The 12,331-nt window shown below is 71.4% G+C and carries 12 protein-coding genes and 1 tRNA gene; 10 read left to right on the top strand and 3 right to left on the bottom strand.

Features of this window, described 5'->3' with window-relative positions; genetic code table 11:
* The first annotated feature begins 521 nt into the window (after positions 1 to 521).
* From ACY0I8_RS03185 to ACY0I8_RS03170, 4 genes are read left to right on the top strand one after another with little or no spacing between them, the layout of a single operon-like run.
* Positions 522 to 1,367, top strand: a complete 846-nt coding sequence (locus ACY0I8_RS03185) for an NAD(+)/NADH kinase (protein WP_461393548.1) — start codon at positions 522 to 524, stop codon at positions 1,365 to 1,367.
* Entirely contained in the window at positions 1,364 to 3,040 is a 1,677-nt protein-coding gene (recN, locus tag ACY0I8_RS03180; protein WP_461393547.1) for a DNA repair protein RecN, read from the top strand. Before ACY0I8_RS03185 ends, recN begins: the two co-directional genes overlap by 4 nt.
* On the top strand, positions 3,037 to 3,501 hold the full coding sequence (locus ACY0I8_RS03175; protein WP_459942601.1) for a GNAT family N-acetyltransferase: 465 nt from the start codon (positions 3,037 to 3,039) through the stop codon (positions 3,499 to 3,501). Before recN ends, ACY0I8_RS03175 begins: the two co-directional genes overlap by 4 nt.
* On the top strand, positions 3,498 to 4,832 hold the full coding sequence (locus ACY0I8_RS03170) for a metallopeptidase TldD-related protein (protein ID WP_461393546.1): 1,335 nt from the start codon (positions 3,498 to 3,500) through the stop codon (positions 4,830 to 4,832). The genes ACY0I8_RS03175 and ACY0I8_RS03170 overlap by 4 nt, the downstream gene beginning before the upstream one ends.
* A 31-nt stretch (positions 4,833 to 4,863) precedes the next feature.
* On the opposite strand, the gene ACY0I8_RS03165 is transcribed toward ACY0I8_RS03170, so the two are convergent.
* A complete protein-coding gene (locus ACY0I8_RS03165; RefSeq protein WP_459942603.1) occupies positions 4,864 to 5,847 on the bottom strand; it encodes a response regulator in 984 nt (327 codons plus the stop codon).
* 85 nt (positions 5,848 to 5,932) lie between these two features.
* Here ACY0I8_RS03165 and ACY0I8_RS03160 point away from each other — a divergent pair, with 85 nt between their 5' ends.
* The gene (locus ACY0I8_RS03160; RefSeq protein ID WP_459942604.1) at positions 5,933 to 6,886 is read left to right on the top strand and encodes a glycosyltransferase family 2 protein; all 954 of its coding nucleotides are present in this window, start codon (positions 5,933 to 5,935) and stop codon (positions 6,884 to 6,886) included.
* A gap of 266 nt (positions 6,887 to 7,152) precedes the next feature.
* Positions 7,153 to 7,228 (top strand) — tRNA-Gly (locus tag ACY0I8_RS03155).
* A gap of 66 nt (positions 7,229 to 7,294) precedes the next feature.
* On the opposite strand, the gene ACY0I8_RS03150 is transcribed toward ACY0I8_RS03155, so the two are convergent.
* Together ACY0I8_RS03150 and ACY0I8_RS03145 are read right to left on the bottom strand one after the other, a co-directional pair.
* Complete coding sequence (locus ACY0I8_RS03150; RefSeq protein WP_461393545.1) at positions 7,295 to 7,858, bottom strand: TlpA family protein disulfide reductase; 564 nt, start codon at positions 7,856 to 7,858, stop codon at positions 7,295 to 7,297.
* Between the two features lie 38 nt (positions 7,859 to 7,896).
* Positions 7,897 to 8,424, bottom strand: a complete 528-nt coding sequence (locus ACY0I8_RS03145) for a TlpA disulfide reductase family protein (protein ID WP_461393544.1) — start codon at positions 8,422 to 8,424, stop codon at positions 7,897 to 7,899.
* A gap of 307 nt (positions 8,425 to 8,731) precedes the next feature.
* Between ACY0I8_RS03145 and ACY0I8_RS03140 the strand changes: the two genes are divergently transcribed.
* The 4 genes from ACY0I8_RS03140 (at position 8,732) to ACY0I8_RS03125 (ending at position 12,331) form a co-directional block, all read left to right on the top strand.
* Positions 8,732 to 9,313, top strand: a complete 582-nt coding sequence (locus ACY0I8_RS03140) for an RNA polymerase sigma factor (protein WP_461393543.1) — start codon at positions 8,732 to 8,734, stop codon at positions 9,311 to 9,313.
* Positions 9,310 to 9,858, top strand: coding sequence for a hypothetical protein (locus ACY0I8_RS03135; RefSeq protein WP_461393542.1), 549 nt, complete (start codon positions 9,310 to 9,312; stop codon positions 9,856 to 9,858). Before ACY0I8_RS03140 ends, ACY0I8_RS03135 begins: the two co-directional genes overlap by 4 nt.
* Positions 9,859 to 9,958: 100 nt before the next feature.
* A complete protein-coding gene (locus ACY0I8_RS03130; RefSeq protein WP_461393541.1) occupies positions 9,959 to 10,621 on the top strand; it encodes a hypothetical protein in 663 nt (220 codons plus the stop codon).
* 108 nt (positions 10,622 to 10,729) lie between these two features.
* A complete protein-coding gene (locus ACY0I8_RS03125; protein WP_459942610.1) occupies positions 10,730 to 12,331 on the top strand; it encodes a cytochrome c3 family protein in 1,602 nt (533 codons plus the stop codon).

Below are 12,331 nucleotides of genomic sequence, written 5' to 3'. Positions count from 1 at the left end.
GCTTCGCGGCGGGGAGGCTAGGCGGCCAGAGAGGCCCTCCTCAGATCTCGTGGTCTTCCCGAGGGGTGGAGCTGGGGGCCCCTCCTTCGCTGAACGGCCTCGCAGGGGCCGCCTCGGCGCGGTCCGCTGCGGCGCGTGAGGGCACGCGCCGCGGCCGCTCCCCTGGCGCCGGGCGACCCGAGCTGCTCGGCCGTCGCGCTTCGTCGGGACCCCCAGCCCCACCAGCGTAATTTGCGTGCTTCTTTGTGAGACGGAACACTGGGAGGCCGGACCGCGCGCAGTGCCGGTGAACAGGGTTGGACGGGCGGGCCGTCCGCACGTCCCAACGTCCTAATCAACCCGGCGTCAATACAGGCGCGCAAGGAGATCGCGAGGGCATGGGGCCTGCTTCCGGCCGGGCGTGAGTGCGGCATCCGGCCACTGTAGGAGCCACGCCCGGCGCTCCAGCAGGCCCCATGCCCCCGACCGTGTCTATTTGGCCGCCGGAGTAATAGCGTCCCAACGTTTCAGGAGCCGACCGGGTGCCCCTTCGCATCGTTTCCGTCTTTTGCAAACGAAACTCCCCCGAGGCCGAGCGGGCCGCCGAGCAGTTGCGCCGGTGGGCCCGGGACCGGGGCATCCAGGTTCTCGACGACGGCCGGTTCGGCGAAACGGCTGCGCCGGCCGACATGGTGATCGTGCTCGGGGGCGACGGCACCCTGCTCGCCGCGGTGCGGGCCCTTGCGGGACGGGAGATCCCGGTGCTGGGGGTGAACATCGGGTTCCTGGGGTTCCTGACCGAGATCCCCCTGGCCGAGCTGTTTCCGACCCTGGAGCGGATCCGGGAATCCGGGTGGGACGTGGACCCGCGCACCATGCTCGAAGGGGAGGTCGTCCGCGGCGGCCGCCGGCTCCAGGCGTTTCGGGTCTTGAACGACGTGGTGTTCAACAAGGGCGCCCTGGCCCGGATCAGCGATCTCGAGGTCCGGGTCGACGGCGCCTATCTCACCAACTACCGGGGCGACGGGCTGATCCTGTCCACCCCGACGGGCTCCACGGCCTACAGCCTCTCCGCCGGGGGGCCCATCGTCCAGCCCCAGGTGCCGAGCCTCATCGTGACCCCGATCTGCCCCCACACCCTGACCCAGCGGCCGATCCTCCTGCCCGACGCCTGCACGATCGAGGTGCGGCTGGCGTCCAAGAACGGCGAGGTGTTCCTGACCCTCGACGGCCAGGAGGGGCTGGAGCTCGACGAGGGCGACCGGGTGCGGGTCTGGCGCTCGGAAAACCGGGTGCTTCTCGTTCGCTCGGCCCAGCGGGACTACTTCGAGGTGGTGCGGACCAAGCTCATGTGGGGGGGAGGCGGACGGCAGGAGGACCCGTCGTGATCGAGTTCCTCCGCGTGCGCGACTTCGCCATCGTGGACCGGCTCGACCTGGAGCTGGGGCCCGGGTTCACCGTGCTCACGGGCGAGACCGGCGCGGGCAAATCCATCCTGCTCCAGGCCCTGGGGCTCCTTCTGGGCGATCGGGCGAGCCGGGACTGGGTGCGGGCCGGCGCCCCGGAGGCCCGGGTGGAGGGGGCGTTCGCTCCGCCGGCGCCGGCGGCCGGCGCGGTGGGGGCGGTGCTCGAGGAGGCAGGCGTTCCCTGGGACCCCGCGGAACCCCTGGTGGTGACCCGGGTCGTGGCGGCCGACGGGCGAAGCCGCGCCCACGTGAACGGCGCCCTGGTGCCCCTGCACGTGCTCGCCCGGGTGGGGAGCCACCTCGTCGAGGTCTCGAGCCAACACCAGCACCAATCGCTCCTGCGGGAGGAGGAGCACCTGGCGCTCCTCGACGCGGGGCTCGACGAGGAGGGCCGGCGGGCCCTGGCCGCCTGGCAGGAGGCGTACGGCGCCTGGCACGGGGCCCGGGCCGAGGTGGACCGGCTGGAGCGGTTGGACCGCGAGGGCCGGGACCGGGCCGAGTTCCTGCGGTTCCAGATCGGGGAGATCCGGGCCGCAGGGCTCGAGCCGGGGGAAGACGAGCGGCTCCGGGCGGAGCGGGACCTCCTGGCCCACGCCACCAAACTCCGGGAGGCCTACGAGGCGGCCGAGGCCGAGCTCTACACGGCGGATACGGCCGCCCTTTCGCGGCTGGGCCGGGCCCAGCGGGCTCTGGAGGCGGCCACGCGCTGGGATCCGGAAGCCGCGGCAGCCGTCGATCTGGTGGCCGAGGCCATGGCCCTCGTGGACGAGGCGGCGGCCGCGGTGCGCCGCCGGCTGGGCGAGGTGGAGGCCGACCCGGCCCGCCTCGAGGCGGTGGAGACCCGCCTCGAGGCGATCCGCCGGCTCGAGCGAAAGCACGGGGCGGGCGTGGAGGCCATCCTGCAAAGGCTCGCGCAGCTCGAGGCGGAGCTGGCCGAGATCGAGGACGTGGAGTGGGGCCTCGAGCGGGCCCGGTCGCGGCTCAAGGAGGCCGAACAGGGCCTCGCCGGGGCGGCCGGGGAGCTCCGGGCGGCCCGGGAGCGGGCGGCCCGGGCGCTGGAGCGGCGGGTGGCCGAGGAGCTTGCCGCCCTGGCGATGGGGAAGGCGCGGTTCGAGGTGGAGATGGAGCCCACCGACCCGGGTCCCCGGGGGGCCGACCGGGCGCGGTTCCTTCTGGCCGCCAACCCGGGCGAGCCGGCCCGGCCCCTGGCCCGGGTGGCCTCGGGCGGGGAGCTCTCGCGGCTTCTCCTTGCCCTCAAGAACGCGCTTCGGGCGCCCGGCGTGGGGGCCCTCGTGTTCGACGAGGTGGACGCCGGCATCGGCGGGGCCACGGCCGACGCCGTGGCCGAGCGCCTCGAGCGCCTCGCCGAGGCCTGCCAGGTCCTGTGCATCACCCATCTTCCCCAGATCGCGGCCCGGGCCACCCGGCACCTGCGGGTGGAGAAGGCCGAGGCCGACGGCCGCACGGTGACCCGGGTCACGGCCTTGGAGGGGGAGGAACGGCTCCGGGAGATCGCCCGGATGTTGGGGGGCCGACGTGTCACCGAAACTTCCCTGCGCCACGCGCGGGAGCTCGTGGAAAGGGTTGCGCCGTGAACCTCGAGATCGCACCGGCCCGCCTCCAGGACGTGGAGGCCATGAAGGTCATCCTCGACGACTACGCCCGGGAGGGGGTGGTGCTGGCCCGGTCCCGGCTCGATCTGTACGAGAACATCCGCGACTTCGTGGTGGCGTGGCGCGACGGCGAGATCGTGGGGCTCTCGGCGCTCCACATCTGCTGGATCGACCTCGGGGAGGTCCGGTCGCTCGCGGTGCGCCGGGATCTCCAGGGCCAGGGGATCGGCCGGGCCCTGGTGGAGGCGTGCCTTGGGGAGGCCCGGCGGCTGGGCCTGCGGCGGGTGTTCGCCCTGACCTACCGGCCGGGATTCTTCGCGAAACTCGGGTTCGGCGAGGTGGAGAAATCCCAGCTCCCCCACAAGGTCTGGCAGGACTGCCTGAACTGCGTGAAGTTCCCCGACTGCGACGAGGTGGCGGTGATGCGCGAGGTGGGCCCGTGATCCCGTCCGGGTTCTGGGACCGGGTACACCGGGCTGCCCGGGGCGCCCCGTGGCAGGCCGGGGTGTGGTGGGAGGAGGGGATCCGGGTCGAGGGAACGGGCGGGAACCGGGTGGCCGAGCGGTGGACCCAGGGCTACGTGACGTTCCGGCTGGACCTCGGCCGGGGGCGGGTGGGGTTCGCCTCGGCTCCCTGGGGCCCGGGCGCCCGGTGGGCCCCCGAGGACCTGGTGGACGCCGCCCGGCAGGCCGCCCGGGCCCAGGACCCGGTGCCGGGCGCCGGGCTCGAGGGCCCGGTGGGCCCGGCGCCCCGGGACGACCTCGGCATCTACGACCCCGCGGTGGCCGGGCTCTCCCCGGGCGACCTCGCCGAAGCCGTGCGAGGGATCGAGGCCTCCGTACGGTCGGCCGACCCCCGGGTGGCCTCGGTGCGAAAGCCGGCGGTCGAGGTGGCCCGGGTGCGGCGGGAGATCCGCACCGGCGCCGGCGAGGCCGTGGCCTGGGAGGAGACGGAGGTTTCGGCCTCGGCCGAGGCGGCCGCCGAGGCGGACGGCGGGGCCCGGAGCGGGTGGGCCTCGGCCGAGGCGAGGTGCTGGGCCGGCCTCGACCCGGAGGCCGTGGGCCGGGAGGCCGCCCTACGGGCGGCGGAGCTCCTGGGCGGCCGGCCATGCCCCACCGGGCGGTTCCCTCTGGTGCTGGACGCCCGGGTCGCGGCCGACCTCCTGGACGTCCTTGCCCCCTCGTTCGTCGGCGAGAATGTGGAGAAGGGCTTTTCGGTGTTCCGCGAACTCGGGGAGGCCGTGGCCCCGGCCGAGGTCACCCTCGCCGACGAGGGGCTCCGACCCGGGGGGCTCCACACCCAGCCGGTGGACGACGAGGGGGAGCCCCGGCGCACCACCGTGGTGGTGGATCAGGGGGAGCTGGCCGCGTTTCTCCACGACCGGGCGAGCGGCCGGCGGGCCGGGGTCGGGTCCACGGGAAACGCCGTGGGCGGCCCCGGGGGGCCGCCGGGGCCCGATGTCACCAATCTGGTCTGGCGGACCGGGAGCGGGGGAGATCTGGCCACCCTCCTCGGTCGAGCGGGCCGGGGACTCCTGGTGCGGGAGCTCCTGGGGCTCCACACGGCAGATCCCGTGACCGGGGAGTTTTCGGTGGGGTGCGCCGGCGTCTGGTTCGAGGGGGGCGAGCCGGCCTACCCCGTGACGGGGGGGGCCCTGTCGGGCACGCTCCCCGAACTCCTGCGGCGGGTTGCGGCCGTCGGGTCCGTCCTCGAGGCCCACGGCCACCTGGTGGCGCCCGCCGTGCTGGTGGAGGGCATGGACCTGGCCGGGTGATCCGTGACGGGGGGCCGATGCGGGGGGAGGTTCAGTGCTGCGGCGCGGGGGCCGCGCCGAACCGGTCCCGAAGGGCGTCAGACCGGGCCAGGAGCCCCCGGGCCCTGCGCCGCAGGTCCCCGTCTTCCGTGAGTTTCTCCACGCCGGTGACGATCCGGGCCGTGTGTTCCGCGAGGCTTTCGGCCAGGGCGGCCACGGCCCCTGGGCCCCGGGGCAGGAGGACCGCGAGGCCCGTGAGGATCAGTTCCTCGCTCGGGCACTCCTCGATCCGAAGGGTCAGGTCGAGGGCTCGGTCGCGGGGCGGCGCGGGCCGGGCCGCCAGGTCCAGTTCCACCCCGGCGATGCAGGCCTCCACCTGGGCCAGTTGGGCCTCGACCCGGTCGAGGACGTCCCGGGCCACGTCGGCCTCGGAGATCAGGGTTTCGAAAAACCGAAGCAGGTTGGCGTGATTTCCCTCGGCAAGCGAGAGGTCCAGCCAGAACCGCAGGGCCTCCGGGTCGCCCCGGAGCGCGCGGGCGAGGTTCAGGTAGACCTGGGCCACCCGGGTCTCGTAGGCCACGGCCCGGGTCAGGGCCCAGCGGGCGCGGTCGCCGGCCCCGGCCCGGGGAAGTTCCGCGTGTTGGAGCCAGCAGCGGACCAGGCTCTCCATGGTGGTGAGAAGATCGCCGCCCGAGGGCATCTTCGAGAAAAACGCGTTGGCCCCGAGGGCGTAGGCCTCGGTCACGGTTTCCGGGGTGGCCGAGCCCGAAAGCACCACCACCGGAACGGGCCGAAAAACGGGGTCCTCCTTCACCTCACGGACGAGGTCGAGCCCCGAACCGTCGGGCAGGCCCACGTCCGTGACCACGAGCGAGGGCGGATCCCCTCCGCCCCGTACCCGGGCGAGCGCCGCCCGGGCCTCCCCCAGGGTCGCCGCCCCCTCGACGCGCCCCGGGAAGCCGAGCTTTCGGAACACCGCCTCGGCGAGGCGCAGGAGCCCCGGTTCGTCCTCGACGTACAGGATCCATCGGTCCATGCCACGCCCCTTTGGGGGCCGCGCCCCCGGCAGGTCTGTGCCCCAACCCGGCCCCAGCCTACCACCCGGGGCCGAGGAGGCAAGCGTGGCCCGGGTTGACGTGCTGCTGCCGTTCCGCGACGCCGCCCCCTGGATCGCCGCGGCCTGGCGGAGCCTCGCGCGCCAGGGGTTTGGGGACTGGCGGCTCGTGGCCGTGGACGACGGGAGCCGCGACGGTTCGGCCGCGGTCCTGGAAGCCGCGGCCAACGGGGACCGGCGGCTCCACCTGGTCCGGGCCCCGGCCCGGGGGGTGGCCGCGGCCCTGAACCGGGGGCTGCGGGAGGTCTCGGCCCCGATCGTGGCGCGCATGGACGCCGACGACCTCTCCCACCCGGCCCGGCTCGGGGCCCTCGTGGAGGCCCTCTGGCGAAACCCGGGCTGGCAGGCCGTGGGGAGCCGGGTCCGGCTGTTCCCGGCCCCAAACGTGCCGGGCCGCATGGCGGCCTACGCGGCTTGGCAGAACCGGCTCGTGACCCCCGAGGCGATCCGGCGGGAGCGGTACGTGGAGTGCACGGTGACCCACGCCACCCTGGCGGTTCGCACCGAGGTCCTCGTGGGGGTCGGGGGGTGGTGGGAGGGGGAGGGGCCCGAAGACCTCGACCTCCTGCTTCGCTGGCACCGGCTGGGCTGCCGATTGGGCAAGGTGCCCCGGGTCCTCTATTTCTGGCGGGAGCACGGCCGGCGGGAAACCCGGCGGTCGGACCGGATGGCGGCCTCGGCGTTCCGGGAGGTCAAGGCGCGCCATCTGGTCGCCGAACTCGCGGCGCGGGGCGTCGGGCGGGTCGCGATCTTCGGCCGGCGAACGAGCCTCGCCGCCTGGGCCCGGGCGCTCGCCCGGCGCGGGGTGGCGGCGGAACCGGTGGAATGGAAGCCCGGCCAGGGGCTGCCCCGGTGGGACGGGTTGGCCCTTTTTTGCTTCGGCGACGCCCGGGTGCGCGACCGGGTCCGGGCCCTCCTCGCCGGACGGGCCGAGGAGCGGGACTACCTTTTCGTGGCTTGATCCCCTTCGGGCGAACCGGCCCCGCGGTCGCGGCAGCGCCGGCACGCCTCGCACCGGGAGTCGGCGCACCACTGGCAGGCGAAGCACTCGCGGCAGGGGTGTTTCTTGGGTCCGCCCCCGCCGGGGATGTACAGCCGGCCCGGTAGCACCCCGGCGGGCCGGAAACGCTGCTCGTTCTCCATGGGGGGAGCCTCCGGAACGCTCTGGGCCACTTTCCCGTTGACACGGGCCTCCGGTTGCCTATAATCAGGGATCTTCCAGCGGAAGCGGGCGTAACTCAGCTGGTAGAGTATCAGCTTCCCAAGCTGAGAGTCGCGGGTTCGAATCCCGTCGCCCGCTCCAGCGCGTGTGAAAAAGCGCCACCCTCAGAGGGTGGCGCTTTTTTGATGCCCGCGGCGGTGTAGCCGGTCAGCCCGCCCCGATCGCCTTGCGGACGATCTCCTCGATCTTCTCGGGTTCCTCCCGGCCCACGTGGGTCCACAGGACCTTCCCGTCCTTCCCCACGAACACGAGGCTCGGGGTGCCGGCCACGCCGTAGGCGTCGGCCGTCTTGTAACTCACCCCCTCGATCTCCTCCCAGAGCACCTTGAACGAGAACCCGTTCGACTCCATGTAGCGCCGCACGGCCTTTTCCAGCTTGGGGCCGTCCAGGTTGATGGCCAGGATCTCGAAGCCCTTGTCCTCGTATTTCTTGAGGATCTGGTCGAGGAGCGGGATCTCCTCGCGGCAGGGCCCGCAGAAAAACGACCAGAAGGTGATCAGGACCGCCTTCTTCCCCCTGAAATCCTCGAGCTTCACCTCGTTCCCGTCGAGATCCTTAAGGACGAAGGGCAAGGCCTCGGATCCCACCGGCAGCAGCCCGTTCGACGCGCCCTGCTTTCCCTTGAGTGCCGTGGCCTCGCTCGCCAAGGCCGCCGGCGCCTGGGCCGCCAACAGGGTGAGGCCCAGAAGCGGTACAATCCAACGCTTCATCACGCGTTCTCCTCTCGTGGTGGTAACCCCGTTGGGCCCTAATGGCCCAACCCCAGAGCTTCCTTAATCTTTTCCTCGATCTCGGCCTCGTCTCCCGGCGAGTACCCGACGTGGTAATACAAGATCTTGCCATCCCGTCCGATCACCACGGTAGTGGGCAGCACGCTCACGCCGTATTTCGCCGCCACCTCCCGGCGCTTGTCCACCACGATGGGGTAGGTGATCTGGAAATCGAGGCCCGCGACAAACTTCTTGACCCGCTTCGTCCCGAAGCTGTCGAGGTCCACCCCAACAGCCACGAGGCCCTTATCCTTGTACCGGTTATAGATGTCCACCAGGTGGGGCATCTCCTGCACGCACGCCACGCAGTAGATGGACCAGAAGTCGAGAAGGATCGCGTTTTGGCCGATATGGGGAGCGATATCGAGGTCGCCGCCGTTCAGCAAGGGGGCCGTGAAGACGGGGGCGTCGTCCCCCGGTTCTGGCTTTTTCCCCGCGCCGAAAAGGGCCAGGGAGGGCTGGACGGACACGAAAAGGAACGTCGCGATCAGGCAGAGAAGCCGCAAGGTTCTCCTCCGGAAACGATGGTGAGAGGTTCGAAAGACCGGGTCGCCGGCCCCACCGGAAACCAAGTCGGAAATCCGCCAGCAATCCCCGTGCCGGGGGTCGCCATAGCTTGACCAAGGCGGTTTCCAAAGTCAAACCGGCGGCCTCCCCACTGATCGGCCCCACGCCGCCCGGGCTTTACCGAAAATATTCGGGCACGGAGGTTGCTCGGTCCCGGGGGCATCCCGATTCGGCTTGGGGTAGAATGGGCCGCCGCTGGCTGTCACGTGCGCGCTTTCACGCGGCCGGAGGGTGTTTCCGCGCATCATGGACACGTCCAGGTTCTTCGACGCCGACTCCGAACTGGCCGTCCGAGCCCTCGACGGCGACCGGGAGGCCTTCGGCGCCCTCGTGGAAAAATACCAGGGCCCCATCTACCGGTTCGCCCTGCACTTCTTCCAAGATCCGGCCCGGGCGGAGGACGTGGCCCAGGATACGTTTCTTCGAGCCTATCGGTTTCTTCACACCTACGACCCCTCGCGGCGGTTCGCGACCTGGTTGTTCACCATCGCGCGAAACCAGTGTATCGATCGCCACCGCGACCGCGTACGAAGGGACGAGGTGGACTCCGAGAGCGTGAACCCCCTCGCCCTCCTGGCCCACCGGCCCCAGGAGGACCCCCTGGAGCAGCTCTTGCGGCAGGAGAACTGGAGCCGGCTCCTCGGGGCGGTGCGGGAGCTCCCGGAAAAGTACAAGACCCCCCTGGTGCTCTGTTACCTCGAGGGGATGCCCTACCAGGAGATCGCCGACATCGTGGGCATCTCGCTCAACAACGTGAAGATCCGGATCTTCCGGGCGAAGAAGATGATCTTGAAGCGCCTGGGGCTCCTGAACGGAGACGAGCCGTGAGGGTGCTGCGCCTCTTGACCTGTGTGCTTCTGGCCCTGGCGGCCCCGGCCCTGGCCGGGGAGTCGCTCGGACGTCTCGGGCCGGGGGACCCGGCTGGCCCGCTTGCCGAGGTGCGGGCCCAGGCCCGGGCGGCCGGCCTCGGGGATGGGGAGGTGAAGGAAGCGGAGGACGCCTGCCGGGAGGCCGGGTTGACGTCGGCCGAGACCGCCCGCGTTCTCCTTCTCATCGCGCGGGCCCGGGTGGCGGGACTGCCCCACGAGGACCTCCTGTCGAAGCTGCGGGAGGGGGTGGCCAAGGGGGCGCCGGCCGAGGCGATCCTGCGGGTGCTGGAACGCCGCACGCTGACCCTGCGGCAGGCGAGCGACCTCGTGGAGCGGCTGACCCTGGAGGGCCACCGCCCCGTAGACCCGAAACTCGCCGTGTGCGCCGTGGCCGACGCCCTGTGGGCCGGGGCGAGCCCGAGCGAGGTGCTCCGGGCCGTCCGGGAGGACAGCGCCCTCCCTGACGGGCTCCCCGATCCGCGCACCGCGTTCGCGGGGCCGTAACCCCGCGGGGTTGGGGCGGTAGGGAGTTCGTCCCGCACGGGTTCGGCGGGGGGGTGTTCCGGATCCAGGGGTTCGAACGGGTAAGGAGGGTGAGAGATCCATGGGTTGCGAGCGGTTCGAGGCGCTCTGGTTCAAGGTGAGCGAGGGCGAGGCCACGCCGGCCGAGGCCGAGGACGCGGCGCGTCATCGCGCCGGGTGCCCCCGGTGCGACCGGCTTGCCCGGGCCCTGGAGGGGCTCGAGCACGCCTTGGAGGGCGTCGGGGAGCAACGTCCCGACGTACCGCCGTACCTCGCGGCCCGCGTGAAGGCCCGGATCGCCGAACTGCCCCGGCCGGGCCGGTGGCGAAGGCTCTGGGCCCGGCTGCCGGTGCTCCGGCCGGCGGCCACGTTTGCGGCCGTGGCGCTCGCGTTCTTCGTGGGGCTTTTGGCCCGCGAGGTGCATAAGCTCAACGCCACGCTCGCCGACCGCGGCCGCACGGTGGTGATCGAGTTCGCCGCCCCCGACGCCCGGGACGTGCGGCTCGTGGGCGATTTCAACGCCTGGGGTCGGGCCGAGGCCCCGGTCCGGGCCGAGCGCCGCGACGGCCGGTGGGTGTTCCGGCTGCGGCTCGAGCCGGGCCGGTATCAGTACGCCTTTGTGGTGGACGGAACGAAATGGTTGCCCGACCCCAACGCCGCCGGTATCATCCCCGACGGCTTCGGGGGGAAGAACTCGGTGCTCTACGTGGGTGGTTCGGAGGGGCCGACGGGCACGCGGCTGTAGGCACGGTGTGCGGGCGTTCGCCCGCCGCGGCCGTGGTCGACGCGGTGAGGGCCGTTGATGCGTGGGGGGGCGGGCGGACGTGGGGCTACGGAAGGGGATGGAGTGAAGATGGGGAAAGGTCAACCCGTTTTCGGAGGCGCTCTACGCTACCTGGCCCTCGCCCTCGTCTCGATCGGGATGGCGTTCACCGCGCCGCGCGCAATGGCGGCGATGGTGGGGAGCCCCCACGACTTTGTGGACAACGGGTTCACCGGGGGAGGGGTTTGCGCAGAGTGTCACGTGCCCCACGGAGCCCAGGACCAGAGACTCTGGTCCCGCACCGGAAACACGTCGTACTCCACCTACCCCGAACGCTTGTGCATGGACTGCCACGACGGCAGTCTGCCCACGGGCGATGGTTGGGACACGGTGACCGGCGTGACCCCGCCCGTCTTCCCCCACAGCACCGATCCCAAATACGACAACTGCGGCACCTGCCACGACCACAAGAAGTCGTTTTCCATCCCCAACGACGACTGCCTCGTCTGCCACACCACGACCGCGAACGGGGGGTTGTTCGACGACGCGACCGAGGCGAACTTCCAGATCGACCGTTACTTCAATGGGATCGGCCTGGTGAACGACGCCAACATCCTGAGCCAGCACAACATCCGGTACCAGGTGGACGGCGATTTCAACACCCCCGAGGACGCCAACCTGAACGAGTGCAAAAAGTGCCACGGAAACGGCACGAAGCACCCGAGCGACGCGGCGTTTCTGGTGTATCCCGACGACCGATCTGCCACGGGCAAGGCGGCCGGGGACCCTGTGGCCCGCTCAACGGACTACTCCGCGTACCAGGATTTCTGCCTCTCGTGCCACGACGGGGTCGACGAAGGGGCCGCCAACGCGGCGTTCCAGCAGTTTAACGGAGCCCTCCCTGCAGGACAGGTGGGGCCGTCCAACCGTTCGAACCCCGCGACGCAGCAGACCTCGCCCCCCTGGGTCGTGCCCGCCGTCCCGCCGAAAGACGTGAACGCCGCGTCCCCGTACACCAACTCGCCGCCCTTTTTCGACTACTACGAGACCAACGGCCACGGCCTGGCCACGAGCCTCGAGGGTAACCCCATGGATGTGACCTGCCTGGCGGGAGGGTCGGGTCAGGGGTGCCACAACCCCCACGGCACGACGAACCGGTTCCTGGTGGACGGCCTGTTCGGTTCCGGGAACGACACCATCGGGGAGTTTGTGACGAACGTGTGCTACGGGTGTCACGTGGAGGCGGACCTGGTGGATCCCTCGAAGGCGATCCTGGCCAAGAACGATTTCCACGGATGGAGCGAGGACCGAAAGGGCCTGCACATCCCCGAGGGAGTTGGGATGGCCCAATGGAGGGCGATAACCGGCGGTTGGTCCATGCAGATCACGGACCCGTTCCAAGACCCAAATGGGGCGGGGGTGTTTCCCGATGCCTACGCGGAAACCGGGATTCTGCCGTTCTACGCGGGGGCGGGTGGGGCGATCGAGGCGAGGGTGTACGCGCCAACCCTGGGGACCCACTGGATTGCGTGCCTCACCTGCCACGACCCCCACGGCACGGCGACCACCCATGACATCCATACGGGTTCGCCGGACGACACGGGGCCTGCGACGACGGAGGCGATGCTAAGAAAATTCCCAGTGACCTGGGATTACGAGGATCCTTTGTGTGGGGAGTGCCACTCGCAATAA

The organism is Deferrisoma sp. (genome assembly GCF_054681715.1).
Note: the sequence above shows the minus strand (reverse complement) of the source record. Positions and strands in the feature narration are given on the sequence as shown.